The 23,043-nt window shown below is 45.6% G+C and carries 18 protein-coding genes; 7 read left to right on the forward strand and 11 right to left on the reverse strand.

Features of this window, described 5'->3' with window-relative positions; all coding sequences use genetic code 11:
* The 3 genes from ACT7WV_RS00115 to ACT7WV_RS00125 form a co-directional block, all read right to left on the reverse strand.
* Entirely contained in the window at positions 1 to 1,065 is a 1,065-nt protein-coding gene (locus ACT7WV_RS00115) for an LOG family protein (RefSeq protein ID WP_445100933.1), read from the reverse strand.
* 559 nt (positions 1,066 to 1,624) lie between these two features.
* Positions 1,625 to 1,948, reverse strand: a complete 324-nt coding sequence (gene trxA / locus ACT7WV_RS00120) for a thioredoxin (RefSeq protein ID WP_445100934.1) — start codon at positions 1,946 to 1,948, stop codon at positions 1,625 to 1,627.
* Between the two features lie 578 nt (positions 1,949 to 2,526).
* A complete protein-coding gene (locus tag ACT7WV_RS00125; protein WP_445100935.1) occupies positions 2,527 to 3,690 on the reverse strand; it encodes a GuaB3 family IMP dehydrogenase-related protein in 1,164 nt (387 codons plus the stop codon).
* A 215-nt stretch (positions 3,691 to 3,905) separates the two neighbouring features.
* Here ACT7WV_RS00125 and ACT7WV_RS00130 point away from each other — a divergent pair, with 215 nt between their 5' ends.
* The 3 genes from ACT7WV_RS00130 (at position 3,906) to ACT7WV_RS00140 (ending at position 8,962) form a co-directional block, all read left to right on the forward strand.
* The gene (locus tag ACT7WV_RS00130; RefSeq protein WP_445100936.1) at positions 3,906 to 6,386 is read left to right on the forward strand and encodes an endonuclease MutS2; all 2,481 of its coding nucleotides are present in this window, start codon (positions 3,906 to 3,908) and stop codon (positions 6,384 to 6,386) included.
* Between the two features lie 206 nt (positions 6,387 to 6,592).
* Entirely contained in the window at positions 6,593 to 7,180 is a 588-nt protein-coding gene (locus tag ACT7WV_RS00135) for a DUF3038 domain-containing protein (RefSeq protein WP_445100937.1), read from the forward strand.
* 96 nt (positions 7,181 to 7,276) lie between these two features.
* Positions 7,277 to 8,962, forward strand: a complete 1,686-nt coding sequence (locus ACT7WV_RS00140) for a DUF4335 domain-containing protein (RefSeq protein WP_445100938.1) — start codon at positions 7,277 to 7,279, stop codon at positions 8,960 to 8,962.
* Between the two features lie 102 nt (positions 8,963 to 9,064).
* On the opposite strand, the gene ACT7WV_RS00145 is transcribed toward ACT7WV_RS00140, so the two are convergent.
* Positions 9,065 to 10,387: an IS200/IS605 family accessory protein TnpB-related protein gene (locus tag ACT7WV_RS00145; protein WP_445100939.1), complete on the reverse strand. Its 1,323-nt coding sequence runs from the start codon at positions 10,385 to 10,387 to the stop codon at positions 9,065 to 9,067.
* A 3-nt stretch (positions 10,388 to 10,390) separates the two neighbouring features.
* Between ACT7WV_RS00145 and tnpA the strand changes: the two genes are divergently transcribed.
* Complete coding sequence (gene tnpA, locus ACT7WV_RS00150) at positions 10,391 to 10,834, forward strand: IS200/IS605 family transposase (protein WP_445100940.1); 444 nt, start codon at positions 10,391 to 10,393, stop codon at positions 10,832 to 10,834.
* 133 nt (positions 10,835 to 10,967) lie between these two features.
* On the opposite strand, the gene ACT7WV_RS00155 is transcribed toward tnpA, so the two are convergent.
* From ACT7WV_RS00155 to ACT7WV_RS00165, 3 genes are read right to left on the reverse strand one after another with little or no spacing between them, the layout of a single operon-like run.
* On the reverse strand, positions 10,968 to 11,411 hold the full coding sequence (locus tag ACT7WV_RS00155) for a ferredoxin (RefSeq protein ID WP_445100941.1): 444 nt from the start codon (positions 11,409 to 11,411) through the stop codon (positions 10,968 to 10,970).
* The gene (locus ACT7WV_RS00160; protein WP_445100942.1) at positions 11,411 to 11,797 is read right to left on the reverse strand and encodes a DUF1257 domain-containing protein; all 387 of its coding nucleotides are present in this window, start codon (positions 11,795 to 11,797) and stop codon (positions 11,411 to 11,413) included. The genes ACT7WV_RS00155 and ACT7WV_RS00160 overlap by 1 nt, the downstream gene beginning before the upstream one ends.
* A gap of 36 nt (positions 11,798 to 11,833) precedes the next feature.
* Complete coding sequence (locus ACT7WV_RS00165; protein WP_445100943.1) at positions 11,834 to 12,043, reverse strand: DUF2997 domain-containing protein; 210 nt, start codon at positions 12,041 to 12,043, stop codon at positions 11,834 to 11,836.
* Between the two features lie 368 nt (positions 12,044 to 12,411).
* On the opposite strand from ACT7WV_RS00165, the gene bioU reads away from it, so the two are divergent.
* Together bioU and ACT7WV_RS00175 are read left to right on the forward strand one after the other, a co-directional pair.
* On the forward strand, positions 12,412 to 13,452 hold the full coding sequence (bioU, locus tag ACT7WV_RS00170; protein ID WP_445100944.1) for a (S)-8-amino-7-oxononanoate synthase BioU: 1,041 nt from the start codon (positions 12,412 to 12,414) through the stop codon (positions 13,450 to 13,452).
* A 390-nt stretch (positions 13,453 to 13,842) separates the two neighbouring features.
* A complete protein-coding gene (locus ACT7WV_RS00175) occupies positions 13,843 to 15,789 on the forward strand; it encodes a cation:proton antiporter domain-containing protein (protein WP_463424204.1) in 1,947 nt (648 codons plus the stop codon).
* Between the two features lie 23 nt (positions 15,790 to 15,812).
* Here the strand turns inward: ACT7WV_RS00175 and ACT7WV_RS00180 are convergent, their stop codons facing one another.
* The 4 genes from ACT7WV_RS00180 to ACT7WV_RS00195 form a co-directional block, all read right to left on the reverse strand.
* Complete coding sequence (locus ACT7WV_RS00180) at positions 15,813 to 16,403, reverse strand: hypothetical protein (RefSeq protein ID WP_445100946.1); 591 nt, start codon at positions 16,401 to 16,403, stop codon at positions 15,813 to 15,815.
* A gap of 56 nt (positions 16,404 to 16,459) precedes the next feature.
* Entirely contained in the window at positions 16,460 to 17,674 is a 1,215-nt protein-coding gene (locus ACT7WV_RS00185) for a type II secretion system F family protein (RefSeq protein ID WP_445100947.1), read from the reverse strand.
* Between the two features lie 241 nt (positions 17,675 to 17,915).
* Positions 17,916 to 19,040, reverse strand: coding sequence for a type IV pilus twitching motility protein PilT (locus ACT7WV_RS00190; RefSeq protein WP_445100948.1), 1,125 nt, complete (start codon positions 19,038 to 19,040; stop codon positions 17,916 to 17,918).
* Positions 19,041 to 19,102: 62 nt separating this feature from the next.
* Positions 19,103 to 21,106, reverse strand: coding sequence for a GspE/PulE family protein (locus ACT7WV_RS00195; RefSeq protein ID WP_445100949.1), 2,004 nt, complete (start codon positions 21,104 to 21,106; stop codon positions 19,103 to 19,105).
* Positions 21,107 to 22,246: 1,140 nt separating this feature from the next.
* Between ACT7WV_RS00195 and grpE the strand changes: the two genes are divergently transcribed.
* A complete protein-coding gene (gene grpE / locus ACT7WV_RS00200; protein WP_445100950.1) occupies positions 22,247 to 23,041 on the forward strand; it encodes a nucleotide exchange factor GrpE in 795 nt (264 codons plus the stop codon).
* Positions 23,042 to 23,043: the final 2 nt, after the last annotated feature.

A 23,043-nucleotide genomic window follows, 5' to 3' on the forward strand; every position in this document is an offset into this window, starting at 1 on the left:
CTATTTGATTTCTGGATGGCTAGCTGCTTTAGATGCGGCTCCCATCTGGTTAATATCGGCAATCAACTGATACAAACGTCCTAAATCTCTGCGATTGAAGTGAAAAATTAGGCGAGGTAATTCTGAGGTTTCATCGGCTGTTTCTTCTGGCAAAATCTGACTTTTTTCAATCCGTCCCCTAACCAAAATGTCGCTAAAATCCCTATTCAATTGCTCTACATCAGCATCCAACAACTCAGATTTGAGGCGAATGACAAATTGCTCACCAACGTAGCGGCTGGAATGATAAACCCGGTAAAAGCTATTGATAGCCTCGTAAGCCACATCTAAGCTATCGGTAATTGTGTAAAGATTTGCATCTGACTTGCTTACTAGACCAGGTTGAATTAGATGCTTATGAATGTAGGCATCCCATTCTTGCCAGTAGCTGCCGCCCGCTTTATCAATTAAGACTAAAGGTACTGGTCCTGATCTACCTGTTTGACAAAGTGTTAAGCATTCAAAAGCTTCATCCTGGGTGCCAAAGCCGCCAGGAAATAGAGCAATCGCGTCAGTTTCCTTCAAAAAAAACAGCTTGCGTGTGAAAAAATACTTGAAGTTAATCAGCTTAGGGTCGCCTTCAATAAAAGAGTTAGTACCCTCAAAAGGGAGCTGAATGTTCAGACCAAAGGAATTTTCTTGTCCTGCGCCGACGTTTCCTGCTTCCATTATTCCACCACCGGCGCCAGTCATCACCATGAATCCGTGCTGGGTTAAATGATGAGCAAACTCAGCAGCCAATCTGTATTCAGGAGTATCGCTTGTAATTCGAGCTGAACCGAAAATCGTGACTTTCCTAATATGCCGATAGGGATAAAATACTTGGAAAGCACGCTCCATATCTTCTAGAGAAGCTGTTAAAATTTTCCAGTCCAGCCGTTCAATTTCCTCCCCTGTCAGCCTGAGTAACACTGCTAGTGCTCTTTGAATCCATTTGCCATGTTCTAAGTGGGGAAGCTGGTTAATAAGTACATTTAGCTCAGTTTGCAGTGACTTTAGGGCATTCTCAGGGGAAGATAGAGTCATGACATAATTAACCGATGGCACTATATTCTATCGAGAATCCCATCTGCCTTGCTGTAGTTTGTACTTTTCTATCAGTTTTCCTGGGTTCCTCAGAGTGGCTTACAGATAAGCAGTTGTATTGCTCGCAACAACTTTCTTGCTCCATATCACCATCATCAGTGCTAAATAGCGCTTTATTTTTGCAACTTTTGCGAGAAACTTATTTATAGTTAAGTTAAGCTTCCTTTAAGCCTGTTCGACCCACAAGAGGTTAACACAACATTGCCTTCCAGAATTTACCTCTGCTAGATAACAAAGACCTGGAAACTTATACTGGGCTTGGCTGAGGTCAAGATTTTCTTAAGCCTCGATTCAGCTTGCTTAGTCATCCATAACTAAGGTGGGGTTCCTGATAATGCTGCTTAGCATTCCCATCGTATGTTATTCAAGAGGCAGAATCTCCAGTTGATCGAGAAACAACCATTAGAGCTTTGCCCAGACTAAGCTTGCTGCTGCGAATACCCTCTCTTTGCTTAACCGATAAAAGAGACTGTGACTAGACTTAGCCAAAAGTCATCAATTAGAGGTATTTTTCCAGGGTGTTTGCCAAAGTGGTTTTGGGTACTGCACCCACGACCATGTCAACCCGTTGACCTCCCTTAAAAATCATTAATGTTGGTATGCTGCGGATGCCATACTGGCTAGCAACATTGGGGTTCTCGTCAGTGTTGAGTTTAACAACCTTAATTTGACCTTCGTACTGCTGTGCAATTTCATCCACAACAGGTGCAACCATCCGACACGGTCCACACCAAGGAGCCCAAAAATCAACTAACACGGGAACTTCGCTCTCAAGTACGTCTTGCTTGAAGCTGGCATCTGTGACTTGTACGGCTGTGGACATGCCTGGAAATCCTTGCGTTCACTGTTTCTTTCTCTAGGGGTAATTCTACCACAGCCAAAACCCTTGTTCTATACCTTTAAAGCTATGCCTTCAGAGAAATTTCGCTGTGACTGCTTTCTTAGAATTTCTCGCTCCCAGAAAAAGTGATCATCTGACTTACCTACACTTCTCTCTCCGAGTAAGTGTAGGCTTCTGAGCGACTGTTCTTTGAAGACATTGACTGAGCTTTTAAGCCGTGTGTCCCACGGTCTTTGATTCATGGCAAAGGCTGTCTTTATTTTGTAGGCTGCACTTCTGCATTCACCGGGCTAACGCCCCGCTACGCTAACACCACCTTCTTTACGGGTAGGTGGGAGACTTCTTACAATTGAAAGTTAAATAAGGAACCGCCCGAACGCAGTCCGGGCGGAGTGTGGTGTGAGGAGTGAACGGAAACTTGCGTCTCCGCTAACTCTATTGTAAGCTACGGGCTGAGTTTTGACAGTGATACCTCAGTTAGTCAGTAAAAAAAGTTTTCCAGATTGGCTAGAAAACAACCAAACGCCTCCGGAAAAAAAGTCTAACCACTGCCAGGGAATTTATTTACCCATGCCTAACTGCTGTGCTTTTTGATAAACTTTCCCTTCTGTTAACAAAGAGGGAGCAATCACTACTTCTACTTGCTGCATCTCTTTGATGTTTTTAGCTCCCAATGTACCCATGCTGGTTCTTAATGCTCCCAATAGATTGTGGGTGCCATCATCGAGTTGCGCTGGGCCAGTAAGGATTTGCTCAAGAGTGCCAGTGCTACCCACCTGAATACGGGTGCCGCGTGGTAGAACTGGGCTAGGTGTTGCCATGCCCCAATGAAAACCCTTTCCTGGTGCTTCTTTGGCTCGGGCAAAAGGAGAGCCAATCATTACCGCATCTGCTCCACAGGCAATACATTTGCAGATGTCACCACCAGTAATTAAACCACCGTCAGCAATTACCGGAATATAAATGCCGGTTTCTTGATAATAGTCGTCACGGGCAGCAGCGCAATCAGCAACAGCGCTAGCCTGCGGAACACCAACACCTAAAACACCGCGAGAGGTACAGGCAGCGCCAGGTCCGATACCTACTAACACCCCAGCAGCACCAGCCTTCATCAAGTTGAGGGTGACTTCATAAGTAACACAATTCCCCAGAATCACCGGAATCGGCATTTCTTGGCAAAACTGAGTTAAATCCAAGGGAAGAATAGAAGCTGGCGAAAGGTGAGCAGTGGAAACTACTGTCGCTTGGACAAAAAATAAATCAGCGCCAGCAGCTGCCACAACTTTTCCATATTTCATTGCACCAGCTGGTGTGGCACTAACAGCAGCAATTCCGCCTTGGCTCTTGATCTCCTCGACTCGCTTAATAATCAATTCCTGCTGAATTGGCGCACTGTAAAGTTCCTGCATCAGGGTGACGAACTCAGACTTTCCTACTGAGCTAATGCGCTCCAGTACTGGCACTGGATCCGCGTAGCGGGTTTGAATACCTTCTAAGTTGAGAACACCTAAACCTCCCATCTGCGAGAGGAGTACTGCCATGCGAACATCCACTACACCATCCATGGCGCTGGCAATGATCGGGATTTCTCGCTCAATACCTCCAAGCTGCCAGCGAGTGTCTGCTAAACTGGGGTCGAGCGTGCGCTGTCCGGGTACTAGTGCAATTTCGTCTATGCCGTAAGCTCTGCGAGCTGTCTTGCCTCGCCCAATTTGAATATCCACGCTTCTCACTTCCCTTGATTATTTAAGCTAGGTTATCAAATTGCAGCAAGGATTGCTTTAGGACAAGTAGGGGAAAAATTATTAGTACAAGATTTATCGCTACTTGCGGACAGTGGGAAGTCCTAAGAATAGTTAATTTAATGGCAAGAAGCAACTTTTTAGTAAATCTACAGGATTACCCGACTTAAAATAGGGTAAGCGTTAGCATCGAAGCTTTGATTCAATCCGAGACTTTAGAATTACTAGAATGGTCACGCCTCTGCCAGCACCTGGCGACGTTTGCCGCCACAAAGTTGGGAGTGATCGCCGCTCGTCATTTGTCAATACCATCCACTCAGTCTGAGAGCCAGTACTTACTTGCCCAAACTAAAGAAGTCTATCAACTAGAGACCAAGGTAATTTCTGGACTTTCCTTTGAAGGTATCCAGGATATTGGGGAGTCTCTAGAACGGGTAGAACGACAAGGAATTTTGTCTGGGGAAGAGCTTTTGGCAATCGCCATGACCTTAGCCGGTACGCGGCGCTTGCGTCGCTTCATCGATGACCAAGAAAATGTACCAGTTTTAGCTGAACTGGTTGCTGAAGTTCGGACTTATCCAGAACTGGAGCAGGAAATTCACCGTTGCATTGATGATCGGGGTGATGTTACTGACCGTGCTAGCCCCAAACTAGCCGGGATTCGCACTCAGATTAAGTCCTACCGAGACAAAATTTATCAGATTCTTCAGGGGATATTGCAGCGTCAGAGCAATGCCTTGCAGCAACAGGTAATTACCCAACGGGGAGACCGCTTTGTGATTCCGGTCAAAGCCCCTCAAAAAGATGCGATTCCGGGCATCGTACACGATAGTTCTAGTACCGGTGCCACCCTATACATAGAACCTAATGCCGTTGTCGGCCCAGGAAACCAACTCCGGGTACATCGGCGTCAAGAACAAGCAGAAGAAGAAGCCGTACGTCGTGCTTTGACAGAAAAGGTCGCAGCCGTTATACCAGATTTAGAGCAGTTATTAGCTGTGGTCACAACCCTAGATTTGGCAACAGCCAGAGCACGGTATAGCCTATGGTTGGCAGCAAATCCACCCAGATTCGTTGACCGTAATCAGCAGCAGGAAAAAATTACTCTGCGAGAACTGCGACATCCCCTGTTGGTATGGCAACAACAGCATGAACATGGAGTAACAGTTGTACCGATTGACGTGCAAATTGAGCCGCAGATTGGAGTTGTGGCAATCACAGGGCCTAACACAGGCGGCAAAACCGTCACCCTGAAAACCATCGGTTTGGCAGCATTAATGGCAAAGGTGGGGCTATTTTTACCAGCCAGAGAACCAGTGGAATTACCTTGGTTCGACCAGGTTTTGGCAGATATCGGTGATGAACAATCCCTAGAGCAGAGTTTATCCACTTTTTCTGGTCACATTCGCCGTATTAGCCGGATTATCGAGGCGATAGGCTCAGTCCCAGAACAGAACAACTTAGGAATACAGCAGGAAGAGATAACAACAGCAGAAATTAGCCCCCTCACTCCTAAACCATCCCGTCCCTCAAATTCTTCTCTGATACTACTAGATGAGGTAGGGGCAGGAACCGACCCGGCAGAAGGCAGTGCCTTGGCGATCGCTTTGCTGAAGTATCTAGCGAACACGGCTCAACTGACTATTGCTACCACTCACTACGGTGAACTCAAGGCCCTGAAATATCAAGATCAGCGCTTTGAGAATGCCTCAGTAGAATTTGACGATAGTTCCCTACAACCAACTTACCGCTTGCTGTGGGGAATTCCTGGACGTTCCAACGCCTTGACCATCGCTCGACGTTTAGGTTTAAAACCAGAAGTAGTAGACCAGGCTCAAACTCTAGTAGGTGGCTCCTCCGAGGATGTCAATCAGGTGATTTCTGGTCTAGAAGCCCAAAGGCGTCGTCAAGAAACTAAGGCTATAGAAGCAACTCAGCTGCTGCAACAAACCGAACGCCTACATCAGGAGGTGTCTGAGAAGGCAAGGGCACTACAGGCGCGGGAGAAAGACTTAAAACTTTCTCAAGAGCGAGCGGTACTTGAAGAGATTGCCCACGCGAAAACAGAAATTGCCAAAGTGATTCGTCAGTTACAGCAAGGTCCACCGAGTGCTCAAAATGCCCAAAAAGCTACAGAATCCCTCAAGGAAATTGCCCAGCGCCATCTCCCAGTAGCACCACCGCCAAAACAGAAACCAGGATTTAGGCCACAATTAGGCGATCGCCTCCGTATTCCTCGGTTAAATCAAACGGCTGAGGTTATCAGTCCAATCACTGACAATGGGGAGCTAACTGTACGGTTTGGTCTCATGAAAATGACCGTAGCACTAACAGATGTAGAATCCCTTGATGGTCAAAAAGCTGAAATCCCGGTCAAACCAAAATCAACACCGATATCTTCCCCAACTGTTTCTTCCCTGAAGACACCACCTGTACGAACCTCCAAAAATACGATTGACTTGAGGGGCGCTCGTGTTGCAGACGCTGAGTTTGAATTAGAGCAAGCAATTTCTCAAGCGATCGCATCTGGGGGACTCTGGATTATTCACGGCAAAGGAACCGGTCGGCTAAGAAAAGGAATTCATCAATTTCTAGAGAAACACCCCTTAGTCGAACGTTTTGAACTAGCTGAACAAGTAGAGGGGGGAACCGGCGTTACTGTTGCTTACCTTAAGTGACACCAAATTAACCATTAAAGGTTAATATAGTACCTTCAAATTCCCTCAACATTAATAAAGTTTTAAGTTAAGAATGTTTAATTTAAAGCCCAAAACCTTGGGGAATTTAACTAGCGCAGAGGAAACTTGTCGTAAACTCTGGTAGTCCTGTTTCAGGATCGGTAACTGCAAACACCAACATCGATTTGGTTCCCTACTCTAAAGTTATGCGCTCTATTGCCAAGACGCCAACACCAGATTCTTCTTGGGAGGATTTGCCTCTAGGTCAAGCGCCAGAGTCAATGCAGCTTGACAACATCAAAGCCCAACTGGATTTGGTGTTGCTGAGCCTCGAAGCATTAGCAGGTATTGGTTCAGAGGCAATGCTCAAGGCAGCAGTTGACTTGAATCTAGAGTCAATGGTGACAGACCGAGTGGGTCTGTGGCGTCTGCGTCAGTCCAATCCCCTGCGTAAAAGTTCGGGAGGACGAAAAAAGTTAGATGTGGAAGAGGCGCGGGCGTTAGTTCTGATCATTTGCCACCTTGCTAAACAGCACCAGGAATTAATTCGTCGTGCTGTAGCTTTGCTAGAACAAATGACAGAACTCAACAATGAACCCCACCGCGCAGCCTTGTTGGGAGATTACCTGGATACTTTCAGTAACACCTACCAGGAGCGTATGGAGCAAGGAGAAAAAGTATTGTCAGCTGAGCTGACCCAGTTGGCCTTCAAGCTGCTGATCGATCTGCTATTTTACAGCAGTCCTAACGGTCACCGGCGTCTTTGGCTAGCACTGCTGGATCGAGCATCTTAGTTATTTGTTGTTCGTTATTTGTTGTTTGTTGGCAAGCCAATGACAAAAACCAATTGACTAATAACCAATGATCAAGTGACCAATGGCTAATGACTAATGATCATGCTCTTGTCTAATTCTATTCTGCGACGCTACACTCCCCCCACTTGTACGCTACAGATTGTGGCAAAAAGTTCACCTTTGTCTCGCTGGATGGGCCAATCTGTAGTTAATAAACTGCGCTTTGAGCTTCGTTTTGATGATCCACGACAATCAGAAGACAAACAGGTAACTATTCGGGGCGATCGCGCTGAGTTAGAAGTTTTGTCTGAGGCTGTAAACAGCTATATACAGGACTTCCTCGACCAATCTCAGACGCAACTGCCCATAGCAGGTATACCACCAGCTACAACTGCCGATTTAGGAACCAATAATAACTCTGACCAGGAGAGTAGAGATGTAAATCCTACAGTATCTACACCACAAGAAGCTTCAGAGGAAAAACTAAGCGACCCGCAAGATTTATCTACAGCGAATAGCCCACAAGAGCCAGAACCTAGACTTTCCCCTCCCAAACCTCGCTCTCTTTTCCAGGAAATTTATCTACAACCGAAAGGCTTACTTTCTCATAACCTCTTTCTCGGTCAGTTAGCCACTGACAAATCTGGGCCAGTAGTTGACTTGAGCGTATTGCAGTTATTTGACCTAGCAACGGCTCTGGATGAGTATGCCACTGAGTTGGTGGCACTGCCAAATCTAAGTCATTTGAGTAGTCAGAAAGTCACCCCAGCTTGGACGCGGGTCGCCGTAGTTTTACTCTTAGCAGTGGGAACAACTGCCGTTGGACTGAAATTGCTTGAGCAGCCTGAGCCTAAACAGGAAGCTAGTGTTCCCCTACAGGATCCCGATTCCAGTCCCATTGCCCAGACGCCACCGATTACTTTAGCGACACCAGAACCTACTCCACTGCCCACACCAGTTTTACCAACTCCTCTGGCTTCCTCAAGTAACTTACCGCCACCTTCTCCAGTGGCCATTCCCAATCCCCCAACGCCAGGTGTGGCACCAGTGCCGCTAAGCCCGAATCCCGGCGTAGGTTCTTCGCCAACAAGCATAACCATTCAGCCCGAATCGACTGCTCCTGAGGTGGTCAAGTCAAAAGCCAGAAGTGTTCCAACTACTAGTAGTCAGAGAACTTCTCCTTCTCCATCGCCAAACGTCAAGACGGGGAAAAGTCAAACCGCAGTACCTACCACTCCGCCGCTTCTGCCTGATTTACCAAGTCTCCAGCCCAATTCTTCTTCTGAGGTCACCGGGCAAGTTGTTAGGCAAAAACTACCGCAAGAACCGACAACACCTCAACCAAGGATAAATTTACCCACTCTCAAGCCAGATTTCTTTCCTGATCCGGCGGCAGAAACACCGGCAGGTGAAACTTTTACTAACTCTTCCCTAGCTGAGTGGAAACAATCAACATCCATAACTAATAGTCCTACTGCTAGTAGTACTCTGTTTGACCATATTCCTCAGGTCGCAGAAGTGAGAAACTATTTCCAGCAGCGATGGCGACCTCCCAATGACTTGAAACAAACTCTAGAGTACAGTCTCTTGCTGAATGCCGATGGTTCAATTCAACGCATTATCCCCCGAGGTAAAGCAGCAGGAGAATACATAGACCGCGTAGATCTACCTTTAGTCGGTGAACCTTTTGTTTCTACGGTAGAGGGAGGGCAAAATCCCAAAATTCGCGTACTTTTTACCCCGGAGGGCAAGGTACAAACTTTTGTAGAGGAGATGAACTGATTCCTTTAATAAAAACGGCTGTAAATACTTTTTATTACTCAGTAATCAAGATGAAAACTGTGAATGCTCCACGCTTCATTCTTACGAATAGAAGCGTGGCGTCTAGCTCCATAAATGACAGAGTAGGCCCGGCATTCTCGGTTCCGTTCGGGAACTTTTGCCCGAAACAGACCCACTGCGATTTCTCCGAGTGGGTTTAATGTTTTTCAGCCAATATCTAGCCGCTATGTTGTAACTCGCACTAAGGTCAGCATTGTACCGCTTCCCAGTCTGGAATGTAGCCAGAGAATAGTTGGATTTGGAACGTTTTACAGTCCCAGAACCATCAAAAGCATTACTAGATGTACCACGGGCAAAAACAAACTCGACCTTGCCTCCCAGTTCTTCAAATTTTTCGGTAATGAGTTGAGCCAATCGACTCTTCATCCAACCATGGAACCGCTGACGCAAGGTAGAGCCTTTCTTGCCACCCTTGGGTCGCCAACCCTTAAGGTTTTCCAGGACGATAACCTCAGCCCCTTGCTGTACTGTCCAATCTACCAGTTGCCTAGAAACTAACTGACAGATTTGACGGTTGATATTGTGAGCCTTCCGGTAAATCGATTGACAAAAACCCTTGTACAGCTTGCCCGTTTTTCTCATCGTTAAACGGGCTTTGTGGCGAATAGCCTGCAATCGCTTATCCCTTCGGTCTATGTCGGCTGCACAATTATTGAAGAATCGGCCTGCAGTCACAGTGCCGTCAGAACTCACGATTGAGGCTACCGCAATTGTATTCAATCCGAGGTCAACACCACAAACTTTTTTGGGTTTTCCCATCTTAGGAGGTGTGATCTGGAAGGGAACTGCCAAGAACACTCCTTTGTGATTCATTACTAGTGATGGTGACAAACTCTTAGAGTTTGGGAGCTTGTGACGTTCTCGGCGTCCAACTACCCCTATTTTTTCCCATGTCCACTCCCTACCGTTGTAGACCTTGATGTGGACGCAATCTTCTTCAAACAAAATGCACTGCCCTCTATACAAAACAACGTGCAAATTCGTCACGGCGTTGAGTATAGGAGGCAGTGCATTTCTTTTGGAGCGTCGTCCTTGCTGCCATCGGTAATAACGAGTCACGAAACTAGAGACTTGCCCGATAGCGGCTTGAATAATGGCTCGACGCAGGTAGGACGGAAACTTGTAAAAATTCCGTCCCAAGTATTGGTATCGAGGATTGGGATTATTTTTGGTGGCATGAATGAGTCGTTCAGTTGCCGCACAAGGAGAGTCGGCACTCACTATTTGGTCAAAGTGAGTGAAAACGACACCAATCAAAGCACGAGCGTAGGAGCGATACATCTTCTCTGTTCGCTCTAAATGCTTCACCTGCTCTGGTGTCGGTGCTAACTGCCACCGATCTGTGCGTACAATTGAATTGCCCATGCAATGATTGTAGCAGTGAATAAAGAGAAAAATTTAAAGCTAAAATCCAGAAATCACATGACTTTCAGGTTGTGCTACCACTTAATCCTCACATTGAAGTATCCCAAAGATATCTTGACCCAAGAGATGCAGGATAGGTTAAAGCAAATCCTCATTACATTGCTGGTGAAATGGGAGTGCGAACCTATTGAACTGGGTGGGGAAGGCGACCACATTCACATCTTGTTTGATGCTTATCCAGGATTAAACTTGGTTAACTTGATCAAAAATGTGAAATCCGTATCCTCTCGCCGAATGCGGAAGGAGTACGGTGACTATTTGGAAGAATATCTTTGGGGTGGTGAATTTTGGAACGATGGCTCGACGATTATTTCTGTAGGAGCTAGTGCCAGTATTGATGTACTAATTACTTACATTAAGAATCACGGTAAAGCTGATAAATCCTGACCGTCGCGCATCCTACGCTTGTACCCGATAGGGTCAAGCGGTAGTTAGCGACGGAATTTGCTCAAAGCAGAATCTTCGACTACTCTAGGAATCGAGGATTCTGCTTTAATTTGAGAGGCTAAAAAAAGCTTATTTAACTGCTTTTCTTACTCTGTTTCTTGAGCTTCTGAAGTCTGCTTTTGGAAGTAACTACGCCAGCTCCAACAGGATAGCCAATAGTAGTAATTACCTGGTTTTGCCGCTCCTGTTCCAGGTTTTTGAGTTCCGTATAATTAACCCAGTGAATGCAATCGACTGGACAAGTGTCAATTGCTTCTTGAGTTACTTCTTCTGAGTCGCCATCTTGACGAAATACTCGCGATCTTCCATAATCCGGCTCGATGTAAAATGTATTGCGAGCAACGTGAGCGCAGTGTTTGCAGCCGATGCAGGTATTTTCATCAACATAAACGCCCTTTTGTCGTAACTCACCTCCCAATTCCGGCTCGAAGCCAGAACGCTCTGGTGCGTCTCGGAAACAGCCTCCTAATTCCGGCTCGAAACCAGAACGCTCGGGAGTTGGTGATAAATCAGACATTAGGCACTCCAGCGTTGGACGACTAAACGGATTGAACCATCTTTATTTTCTTGTTGTTGAGCAACTTGAAAGCCCTGCTTCGCCGTTTCGTTCATTACGGTATTGTAGGCATAACGCTGTGTTACCCGGTTGAGAAAACCATTTACAGTCCATGGCTGTTGCCAATACTGTAAGTCAGCAACGAGCTCGTATTCTTCTCCGTTCCAGCTAAAGCCAATGTCATAGTCATTGTCCTGTTCGATGACTACTTCAGCGGCGCAGCTTTGACCGCGATAGCCTCGCACGTTGGCTGGGCCAGATTTCCAATCAATACCTAAATCTGTTAAAGCGGCTTGCAAGGATAAAATATTACGGATTTGAGTCTTGATGTTGCTAAAGTGTGACATTTTGCTTGGGTTCTGTAAAAAATTGCAGGGAAAAATTTACCAGTTACTGAAGGTAGCTTGATTGGTGGCGGCTGACGATTGTTCAACCTTCTGAGTGAAATATTCTGATGTCGTTTCCTGAGAGACTACTCGTCCCAACTGAGCTTCAATAGCTGCTGTTACTTCTGCACAAGATGAGCCGATAATACCAGTGACTTTTTCTTGTACTCTACCGTCTGGATAAATGACGAATTCTAAAGTTTCCATGCTTGCGCTTAACCGCTGGGTTAATCTTCAACCTTGAGCTATTAAACCGCTTCAGCTAAAAGCTGATGATATTTTTGCTTAGCTATTGACAAAAGATTCACAAAGTGGTCAATTAGCCGGTTGCTAAAAATTTTATCAGTGTGAAGCAAAGCTTAACATAATTTCATACTTGAGTAGCATTATACTCTAGTATTTTGTAAGTTTCTCGTAACTTTTCGCAGCCGTCAAGCTAAGTAATCGGCAAAAAATAGTCTCTTTACAAAAATATACGTACTAAAATTGCAACTCACTTGTGTCTATGGGCTGATCTAAGGACAACGACCTCAGATAATGAAAGTTCGTTTGATATTAGTTTCAGGTTAAGTGCTATGGGTGGAAAGCAAGTCACAAGTCCGCATTACTCCGCAACCGCTGATTCTCTAGTCGGGGAAGCCGTCAGGGTAGGAGTTTTAGGCTTTGGGGGGTTGGGGCAAGCCGCAGCCAGGGTTTTAACTCCCAAACACGAGATGATTTTGGTAGCGGCAGCTGATCAGAAAGGCTATGCCTACGAAGCCACAGGGTTAAATCCTGATAGCTGCATTTCTACTTACCGTTCTCAAGGTTCCTTAGGTTATTTAGAACCGACAGGTACTCTCAGTAACCAAAGCATCCAAGACTTAATTGGACAAGCTGCTGTAGATGGATATTTTCTGGCACTGCCAAATTTGCCAAACACATTTATGGCATCTGTAGTCAAGCAATTTATTCAAGCTGGATGGCAGGGAGTTTTAGTAGATGCCCTCAAGCGTACTAGTGCGGTGGAGCAGTTATTGACCCTCAAAGATCAACTATCGGCTGCTGGCATTACCTACATGACTGGCTGTGGTGCCACACCGGGTTTATTGACAGCCGCAGCCGCCCTAGCTGCACAGAGTTATGCAGAAATTCACAGCGTGAAAATTACCTTTGGTGTGGGCATCGCCAACTGGGAAGCCTATCGAGCAACGATACGGGAGGATATTGCCCATCTCCCCGGCTACGATGTGGAACGCGCTCGCGCCATGAGTGATGCAGAAATAGAAGATTTACTAGATCAAACCAACGGTATCCTCAGCTTGGAGAATATGGAACATGCTGATGATGTGATGTTGGAATTGGCTGGAATTTGTTCACGCGATCGCGTCACTGTTGGCGGTGTGGTTGATACCCGTAACCCCAAAAAACCCTTGAGTACAAACGTCCAAGTGACAGGTCGTACTTTTGAAGGGAAGATTTCTACTCACACCTTTACCCTGGGAGATGAAACCAGTATGGCGGCTAACGTCTGTGGACCAGCTTTTGGCTATCTCAAAGCTGGAGTTTCTTTGCACCAACGGGGCATTTATGGTTTATTTACTGCTGCCGAAGTTATGCCGCACTTTGTCAAGTAGCTTTGGTTAGATCTCAAGGGCAAAAGATGATTATCTAAAGCAAGAAAGCTGTTTTCTACTGCTTCGTTAGGGTCGGTAGTTATCGAATTTTTTGTTTTGTTTGACAAGCCTGAAATTACTGCCGAGCAGTAATTTCAGGCTGCTTTATTGCTGTTTTGACTAATCTCTTGCCATATTTGATAAGTATCTGAGTTTGCAGATAGGTTCTAGGTCAAAATACTTCGCATTTTTTAGCAAAGTCCTGCTAGGAGAAACTCTGTGGGAATAATCTTGACTGCTATCTACCCGGCTTTTTTCAAGCTAGTACCAGCATCTTGGTTCACTGCCGCCTCCTTATTCTCTAACCCCATTAGAGATCCTGTCGCAGTCTTCCTGACTATTTTGGCGATTATGTTAGTCGCACCCCTACTGTTTGAGCGACTGCGACTTCCCGGAATTGTTGGTTTAATTCTCGCCGGTGTGGTCGTCGGACCGAATGTCCTTGGTCTTTTGGAACGAGACAGTACTATCGTGCTGCTGGGTACTGTGGGATTACTGTTTTTGATGTTTATGGCGGGGTTGGAAACCAGCCTCGACGATCTAAAACACAGCGCTGATAAGGCAACAATTTTTGGCTTAGCAACATTTGCTTTCCCGATGTTGCTGGGTACAGGAGCCATGTTGCTACTGGGATACAGTCTTCTGGCTTCTATTTTGGTTGCTTCTTGTTTTGCCACCCATACACTTTTAGCCTTGCCAGTACTCACTAAGCTGGGGATTATGAGGAATCAGGCTGTAACGGTCACTCTGGGAGGCACTCTGATTACTAACGTGCTAGGTCTTTTAGTGCTAGCAGTTGTAGTCAAGGCTTATGGGGGAAACCTTACCCTTGGCTTTTGGTTATTCCTGATTCCGGCTCTGACAATCTATACCTTAGCCACTTTATGGGGAGTTCCCAAGCTAGGTCGCTGGTTTTTCCGGCGATTTGGACATGATGAAGGTGCGGAGTTTATGTTTGTCCTGGCAACTTTGTTTGTCGTATCTTATGTGGCTGGTTTAATTGAAATTGAGCCAATTATTGGTGCCTTTTTAGCGGGGATTGCCATTACCCAAATTATCCCCCAAATGAGTCCTCTAATGAATCGGATTCAGTTTATTGGCAACACACTATTTGTGCCATTTTTTCTGATTTCGGTCGGCATGTTGATCGATCCGCTGATCTTGATCAAAGAACCAAAATCCCTCTGGGTAGCATTTGTGATGATTGCGGCGGAAGTTCTCAGTAAGTTTCTGGCAGCCTGGGGTCCCGGTAAGTTGTTTGGTTTTAAGTTTCCCAGCATCATGATGATGTTTGGTCTTTCCGTAGCTCAGGCAGCTTCTACGTTGGCAGCAATCACAGTTGCCTACGAAATTAAACTAGTGGATCAGTTAACCGTCAATGGTATTATTGCCATGATTTTGGTGACCTGCATTGCCTCTCCCTGGATTACAGAGCGCTGGGGTAAGCAGGTTAAGCCGCAGACGGCAAGTGCAGGCAATGACCAGATTAGCACTCAGCCATTAGCAAAGCGGGTTTTAGTGCCAGTGGCTAACCCTAATACCGAAGATAACTTGCTAACGCTAGCCTTGATTCTGGCAAAAACGGCTAAAGGTACATTATTGCCTCTTCATGTTCTATCGGATAAAACTAGCCCCGTTTCGCCAGAGGCAAAAATTTTACAGAATCAGTTATTGGCAGCTGCGGAGACGATCGCCCATGCTGCAACTTGCGATGTTGAGCCAATTGGTAGAGTTGATGACACTATTGATCGGGGGATTACCCGTACTGCAGCAGAACGGAATGCGACACTGATTGTTTGTGGCTGGAAAGGATACTCGACAACTCGCGAGAACTTTTTTGGCAGTGTGATTGACAATGTGGTGCGGCGTTCCCACGTACCTGTTTTAATTACACGGTTCACTCAACCAATTAAAAATACCAGACGAGTACTTTTGGCAGCGGCAGATTGGGAAATTTCATCAGCGGCATTCAAGCCAAATCTTACCCTGGCTAAAAATCTGGCAACAGAACTCAAAGCCACTCTCCAACTATTAGTGGTTGTTACCCGCTCTAAGAAAACACCATTCAAGCCGGAAACAGTAGGTTTAAGTGCCGAGATTCCTGTACAGCAAGTGCGAGGCAACTTTGTCAAAAAAGTCTCACGCCTGCTGCTTCTTGATGACTTGCTGATTTTGACCGCAAGCACTCACCCTAATTATGTAATAGGGATGTCAGCGCTAGGAGGAGAGCCGGAAGCGATCGCTCGTACTCACCAAGAAACCTCGATCATTGTTGTTCACTTTCCCGCAAATATCTGAGGTTAAGTTCCCTTTGCTTGTATTTAGGTAGGCGGAATTTCCGGTAATAAAGTCTCTGAAGTCTCCTCTTGGTTAATGGTGTCTGGCGTGTGCTCGACAAAGGGCAAACAGGCACCTAACAAGCCACGTCGAATCCGTTGGTGTGTTTCTGGAAACAGGACAAATAGGGGATAGAGGCGATTAGCACCTTCGCTAAGAAGGTTTTGATCATCAGGAGGCATCAACCACTCGTAATCTTGGTCAAGTAAGACTTGTGTTTGACGCCAGCGACTCAACAGATGAGAAAAGTCCTCTTGGGGGCGATGCATGAAAACTAAAATCTCGACCCCCATTTTAATTTTCCATTCCGGATCGCAGGTCAAAATGGCAAGATCACAGGGTAGGCGCAAGGTTTCTGGCACGGCTGTCATGGTAATGCCGTTATTTTCAGTTAATGGTTTGGCTTGGCGGATGCGCACAATTGGCAAGGGAATTGTGAGTAAACTATCACCAGGTCGGCGCATACTAGGAATCATTTCTAGGTATGCCCGGTGTTTTTTGAGCAGTACGATAACGGCATCGCGGTTGCTGTATTCCGCTAGTAAAGCTTCATAATCTGATTGCTTAACGGGCATTTTCTGGAGTTAGATTGCAACAATTTACTAATTAAAAGATTGGGGACTTGCTTTTTTTATCCAAGAGTATCAAACACTTTAAACATTGGTAGATACATAGAAACCAGGATTAAACCTACCATCCCTGCAAGAATAACGATCATAATTGGTTCGATGAGACTAGTAAGCGATTTAACTGCTTGCTCTACTTCATCCTCATAAAAATCAGCAACTTTCATCATCATGGCGTCTAGCTCACCTGTCTCTTCGCCAATGCTGATCATTTGAATTGCCAAAATTGGAAAAACTCGCTCTTTTTGTAGAGCAAGGCTGATCATCCCACCTTGCTGAATCTCTAACTTAGCCGCATCCACTGCATTAGCGATTACCTGATTACCGGAGGTATCTCGGACAATATCTAAACAACTAAGAATCGGCACCCCCGAACGAGTTAAAGATCCAAAAATTCGGCAAAAACGAGCGACTGCTGATTTTTCGTTCAAATCACCAAAAACTGGCATTTTCAAGAAAAAACCATCAATTTGTACTCGACCAATTGGCGTTTTATAGTACTGTCTGAGGGCAAAAATAGTTACGATAACAACAACTATCGGGATGATAATTTTCCAGCTTCTGAGTATATCGCTGATAAAAAGCATGAATCTGGTCAGAGCTGGCAATTCAACACCCAGGCTCTCAAAAATTTCCCCAAATATTGGTATTAAAAATACCGTCATACAGAAGAAGACAAGCATTGCGATGACACCAACTGCGGCGGGATAAGCCATGGCTGATTTAATTTGATTTCTCAGCCGATTCATGTCCTCAAGTAACTTAGCTAAGCGGTTCAGTACCTCGTCAAGGACACCACCAGCCTCGCCAGCCTGCACCATGCTAATGTACAGAGAATCAAAGCACTCTGGATGTTTACGCATAGAGTCAGAGAGATTGGTGCCTTCCTGGACATCACTACTAATGGCAAGTAAGGCTTTTTTGAGTCTGGCATTAGTACACTGCTCTGATAAGACAGCCAGACATCGAACAATTGCCACCCCGGCGTTAACCATTGCGGCAAATTGACGCGAAAAGACGGCTTTATCTTTGATTGTGACTTTGTTAAGAGCTTGCTCGATTGCAGAGAAGTCAAAGTCAAAATTAGCTTTTTTTATTTTGCCGATAGCGGCGTATCTACTTTGAAGAATTACACGAGCTTGCTCTGGAGAAATTGCCTCAATTCTTTCTTTGGAGGGTTTTCCTCTTTGATCCTTAACCTCGGCGATGAAGGTAGGCATAGTTTCTGTTTGTAAGTAAGGTAAAGCATCTGATTAATACTTCTTCATTGAGTCGCACATTTAGGGCAACCTTACTCGATAGAAGTTGTTGCTCTGGGCAACTTTAAAGTACCTTCTAAAGGGAGACCAACCAAATGTGCGAAGCAATGATTTTCACTAATTTCGGTAGCAACGATAGTGGTGCTTAGGAAAAAGTTTAAAAAACGGTAAATTCCCGATCAGCACCTACCCAAGATTAAATCTATTGGGCAGCCCTAGCGGCTGTTCTACCGGCCGCAGTTCCTGAACCTCCTGCACCCACTAGAATGCGTTGTAATTCATCGGGCTTAGAACTCTTGGATACTGCCGTCTCAAACGAGATAACACCAGCTTTAACCAAATTAGATAAAGACTGTTCCATGGTCTGCATTCCCATTTTCATCCCTGTTTGGATAGCAGAATAAACAGCAGGAGTTTTGCCTTCTCGGATTAAGTTGGCAATAGCTGGGTTTACCACCATGATTTCTTGAGCCATTATCCGACCAAATTCACCAGGTTTTGGGTTTTTCTTGGGAACTAGACATTGACTAAAGACTGCTATTAAAGAAGTAGAAAGCTGAGCTCTAATTTGGGGTTGTTGTTCTGGTGGGAATACATCAAGCATCCGGTTAACCGTCTGAGCCGCTGAGTTGGTGTGTAGTGTACCAAACACCAAGTGACCCGTTTCAGCCGCAGTAATTGCGAGAGAAATGGTCTCTAGATCTCGCATTTCTCCTACCAAAATTACATCGGGATCTTCCCGCAGAGCCGCCCTTAAAGCATTAGAAAAACTCTTAGTATCTTCACCTTTTTGACGTTGATGAATCAAGCTTTTGAGGTTTGAAAAAACATATTCAATGGGGTCTTCTATGGTTAGAACATGTTCCGCTCTTGTACGGTTAATCAAGTCAATCATCGCCGCCATAGTGGTGGTTTTACCAGACCCGGTTGGCCCGGTTACTAATACCAATCCCCTTGGTCTTTCGCTAATTTCCCGAACAATATCTGGCAAACCTAATTGGTCAAAATTAGGAATTTTAGAAGACAAAGCTCTTAGGCAAGCTGCATAGTAACCACGCTCTTTGTAGACATTGACGCGGAAGCGAGCCAATCCTTTAACACCATAAGAGCAATCTAGTTCCCAGTTCTGCTCCAAATCCTTGCGTTGCGTGTTATTGAGCATGCTGAAGATCAGCTTCTGGCACTCCTGTGGGGTCAGTGGTTCATCACCGAAAGGCTGGAGTTTGCCACTAATACGGAAGTAGACTGGTGCCCCTGCTTGCAGGTGCATGTCTGACCCCCCCATCTCAATCATTTGCTCCATCAAGTCTTCGATCATCAATTCCATTGGACTGTCTCCTTAAAAAAGTCAGTAGTCAGTAGTATCCAAAACCAATGACACAATTACTTTTAGTCCTGAAAACGAGGTGTCATGCAGTAAGGACAGTCTAGCCATTCTGCTTGTAGAGCGGCACCACAGGTGCTACAAGTTAGAGAAATCTTGCGCTTAGCTTTGAGTTCTGATTCTAGACCAGAATCAGTAAGTGTAACTCTCTCCACTTCTGCGAGTGTAGTGTATCCTTGCTCCACTAGTTTTAAGCTATATGCTAGTAAAGTCGTCATCCCCTCTTCTACGGCGGCTTCCTTAATCCGCTCAGCGTTGGCACCGCCGCTAATCAAGCTTTGTATACGCTCCGTGATTTGCATTACTTCATAGACACCTACACGCCCCTTGTAGCCAGCTCCATGACACTTTTTGCAGAGTGTGCCTCGCTCCCTGGCTCCGGCAATTTCCTCAGGACTCAGGGAATTAGCTTTATAAAAGCTGATTTCCCCTTCCTTAGAAGTTGCTAGACCAAATTGATTCAATTCGTTAGCACTGGGTAGATAAGGAATGCGACATTCATCACACACTTTTCGCATCAAACGTTGTGCCAAAACTCCCAACAGAGCACCGGAAACCATGAAGGGTTCAACGCCCATTTCGTCCAAGCGTGGTATCGCTCCAGCAGCATCATTTGTGTGTAGTGTTGTTAGTACTAAGTGACCTGTTAGAGCTGCTTCAATGGCCGTTTTCGCCGTTTCTGGATCTCGTGTCTCACCTACTAGAATTACGTCAGGATCTTGCCGCAAAAAAGAACGGAGAATCGAAGCAAAGTCTCTACCCTTCTCTCGCAGTACCTGTACTTGAGTAATACCAGGTAACGAATACTCAATTGGGTCCTCTGCTGTGCAGATATTCACCCCAGGATCGTTGCGTTCTGCCAGTATCGAGTAGAGAGTGGTAGACTTACCAGAGCCAGTTGGTCCTGTGACTAAGATTAATCCAAAGGGACGGCTCGCCATTTCCCTAACTATATCCAGGGCATCTTGATCTGTAATCAACTTATCCAAACCCAGTTGAGTGGAAGAGTTGTCTAAGATCCGCAAAACTACCTTCTCCCCGTAGCGACTGGGTAAGGTACTGACCCTGAAGTCAACTTTGCGACCCTGAAACATCCGTCGGATTTTACCATCTTGGGGGATACGACGCTCGGCAATGTCGAGCTCGGCCATAATCTTGAAGCGAGCTGCCACTGCTCCCTGTATTTTTTTGGGTAGAGGGTCAAAAGCTTGGTTTAGCACTCCGTCTTTACGAAAACGTATGCGCAAAGACTCTTCCTGCGGTTCAACGTGAATGTCCGAGACATCCTCGTGTAGTGCCTTAGCCAGGATTTTGTTCACCAGTTTGATTACCGGAGCGCCACCAGCATCATTGATGGCTTCACCTAAATCTGCTTCGGCGTCATCTGGTGCATCCTCTAAAGTACTGTCTATATCCTCAAGTACCCCTTTGACATCTACAGATTTAGCTGCGTCTTGCTGCTTTTGCCGCGCTAACTGTTCATCTAGATACTCAGAAAGTAGGCGTTGGTAGTCTTCTAGGGTAATTACCATTCGTTGCAGACTAATTCCCTGAGGGCGCAAGATACGGTTTAGATCATCCTGAGCCTCTAAATCGTCAGGGTTCACCATTGCCACCAGGACTGATGGTGGCTGAGTTTCATGCTTAGCTAAGGGTACTAGACGATAGCGACGACAGATGTCAATGGGAAGTAGCGCATTAATCAGTTGATTGAGCTGGTTAGTCGAAATCTCGCTAATTTCCGGATCTAGAGACTCAACACCGTAAAGTATTTTTAATTCAAACAGCTGCTGCTTTTTGTATTGCCGCAGTAAATCTGGTGTCAGCTGACGCCCTGTAATATCGGCAATGATCTCTGTCAGTGGTCTTCCTGACTTGCGGGTTTCTACCAAAGCCTGCTGCATTTGGTCATTGTCAACGTAACCTGCTTGAATTAGTGACCTGCCGAAGGGCGAGACGTCATTATTGCGGATAACAAGAGCGCGTCGTGGTGAAGAGGATTGAGTCATGGTAGGTGAGGATATCTTCCTTACATTAAAAATTATTTCCCAAAGCTGTGGCTTAAATTGCTGCTGAGCTTTACTGTGGAAAAGACCTGATTTGTGACATCGCTTCAGCATCCCAGAGGTAGATCACAGGCGTGTCCCTACCTGGGTTATAGGTCGGCTTTTCCCTAATGTCCAGAAATACTGCTTGTGTAACGAATTGTGTCAACTAACAGTTCGTTAGCGACTCTAGCAGAGTGAGAATAGGCACTTAGTTTAGCAAACAAAGCTAGTAGGCATAATTGCATGCTAGGTCAACCTCACAGCTACAAATGCTAACCATGGTTATAGGATCATCGACCTGCTACACCAGAGAATCTAGCTCCTCAAAACAATTATTCTCAGTTTGGCTTTCCCTTAAAAATATTCAACAAACTATCCTTTGTCTTGGTGGACTAGGATCAACTTAGGCAAAAATGACTACGACTCGTCTTGGTGGAGAAAGCAACGGAATTTTGTTGTGCTTAATAGTGGTTAATATAGGAAAAGAAAATCTAAGGGTAAAGAAAGGCATTTTCACGAGAAAGTGTTAAGTTTGCCTAAGAGTGCAGCCGATTTACAGTATGAGGGCAAGAACCAGCAAAAATGCTAGAATCGGTTTGCCCATAACAACCTAATAGCCTATTTAGAGAAGCTGTTAAGGTTTAAATAATCCGGCAAAAAGGCTCCCTGCACAGCAAAGATAAAAGTAGTTGCTCGGGAGGTAGATTGCTAGTGTGAGACAATCGAATTATTAGCCAACAGGCTAATATTGCCGCTAGGTCAGCGGAGAGGTGAATTGCCTGCGGAGGGATTAAACCTCACTAAGTGTGTGTGACAACATAGTTAGTCTAGGCAACCCCTAACAGAGCGGGAAAGCCTATCAGTCATGATGGGAAGCCGATTACTCTGTAAAAGAACCATGCTAAGGCAGGAGTTAAAGGGACACCACAGCAAAGTAGCTAGTAAGAGACGGTAGCGACATCTCAACGTAGAGTGTAACGCCTCTAGCTTAGTTAAGCAGTGTCCCCGAAAAAACTTGTAGGGAAGCGGGTTGCTAGTGGCACAGATAAACAAACGAGCTGGGAATTACTAGCAGTCTGAAGTAACTGGGATGAATGGAGCATGATTGACGAAGAAAAGCAGCTAGATAACAATTCACCACAGGCAGATGAGCCGATTGCAGCTAGTCAAAGCAATGAAGCTGAAGGATCAGTTGCGACGGAGGAGCAGTTGAGTAGAGAAACTGATGTGGAGTCACAATCCCCAGACGACCAAACTTCTGAAACCTCTGCGGTGAAGGACGAAGGAGAAAATCAGGAGGTTGTTGAGGGAACATCAGCAACGGAGGGACTCCCAACTGATAGCGAGTCGGGGGGATCAGAAATTCTGAAGCAGGAAATTGAGGCTCTGAAAGCTCAACTAGAAGAGCAAACTCGCCAATCTGAAGCCTTAAAAACTCAATCAGTAAGGATTGCGGCAGATTTTGAAAATTTCCGAAAACGGACAGGCAAAGAAAAAGAAGAATTAGAAATACAAGTCAAGCGCCAAACTATTAGTAAATTGCTGCCGATCGTTGATAATTTTGAGCGAGCACGGTCTCACATTAAGCCTCAAAGCGAAGGGGAGATGATCATTCACAAAAGTTATCAGAGTGTTTATAAGCAATTAGTGGACTCTCTAAAAGGTATCGGAGTTTCTCCCATGCGTTCGGAAGGGCAAGAGTTTGACCCAAACCTCCACGAAGCAGTGATGCGGGAGCCTACAGATGAATACCCAGAAGGTGTGGTGACTGAACAGCTACAGCGAGGGTATTTTATGGGCGATCGCGTATTGCGTCACGCAATGGTTAAAGTTGCTGCAGCTATGGAGCCCGTGTTAACCTCAGAGGAAAGCACGCCAGAATCGACAGAAAACTAATG

It is taken from the genome of Symploca atlantica LB2515 (genome assembly GCF_052546295.1).

Excerpts from the sequence above, each read along its gene's own strand:
- bioU (WP_445100944.1), top strand. The coding sequence starts at position 12,412 with ATGGGTGGAAAGCAAGTCACAAGTCCGCATTACTCCGCAACCGCTGAT.
- ACT7WV_RS00160 (WP_445100942.1), bottom strand. The coding sequence starts at position 11,797 with ATGTCACACTTTAGCAACATCAAGACTCAAATCCGTAATATTTTATCC.
- ACT7WV_RS00190 (WP_445100948.1), bottom strand. The coding sequence starts at position 19,040 with ATGGAATTGATGATCGAAGACTTGATGGAGCAAATGATTGAGATGGGG.
- ACT7WV_RS00180 (WP_445100946.1), bottom strand. The coding sequence starts at position 16,403 with ATGCCCGTTAAGCAATCAGATTATGAAGCTTTACTAGCGGAATACAGC.
- ACT7WV_RS00145 (WP_445100939.1), bottom strand. The coding sequence starts at position 10,387 with ATGGGCAATTCAATTGTACGCACAGATCGGTGGCAGTTAGCACCGACA.
- ACT7WV_RS00165 (WP_445100943.1), bottom strand. The coding sequence starts at position 12,043 with ATGGAAACTTTAGAATTCGTCATTTATCCAGACGGTAGAGTACAAGAA.
- ACT7WV_RS00135 (WP_445100937.1), top strand. The coding sequence starts at position 6,593 with ATGCGCTCTATTGCCAAGACGCCAACACCAGATTCTTCTTGGGAGGAT.
- tnpA (WP_445100940.1), top strand. The coding sequence starts at position 10,391 with ATGATTGTAGCAGTGAATAAAGAGAAAAATTTAAAGCTAAAATCCAGA.
- ACT7WV_RS00175 (WP_463424204.1), top strand. The coding sequence starts at position 13,843 with ATGTTAGTCGCACCCCTACTGTTTGAGCGACTGCGACTTCCCGGAATT.
- grpE (WP_445100950.1), top strand. The coding sequence starts at position 22,247 with ATGATTGACGAAGAAAAGCAGCTAGATAACAATTCACCACAGGCAGAT.
- ACT7WV_RS00115 (WP_445100933.1), bottom strand. The coding sequence starts at position 1,065 with ATGACTCTATCTTCCCCTGAGAATGCCCTAAAGTCACTGCAAACTGAG.
- ACT7WV_RS00185 (WP_445100947.1), bottom strand. The coding sequence starts at position 17,674 with ATGCCTACCTTCATCGCCGAGGTTAAGGATCAAAGAGGAAAACCCTCC.
- ACT7WV_RS00195 (WP_445100949.1), bottom strand. The coding sequence starts at position 21,106 with ATGACTCAATCCTCTTCACCACGACGCGCTCTTGTTATCCGCAATAAT.
- ACT7WV_RS00155 (WP_445100941.1), bottom strand. The coding sequence starts at position 11,411 with ATGTCTGATTTATCACCAACTCCCGAGCGTTCTGGTTTCGAGCCGGAA.
- ACT7WV_RS00140 (WP_445100938.1), top strand. The coding sequence starts at position 7,277 with ATGATCATGCTCTTGTCTAATTCTATTCTGCGACGCTACACTCCCCCC.
- trxA (WP_445100934.1), bottom strand. The coding sequence starts at position 1,948 with ATGTCCACAGCCGTACAAGTCACAGATGCCAGCTTCAAGCAAGACGTA.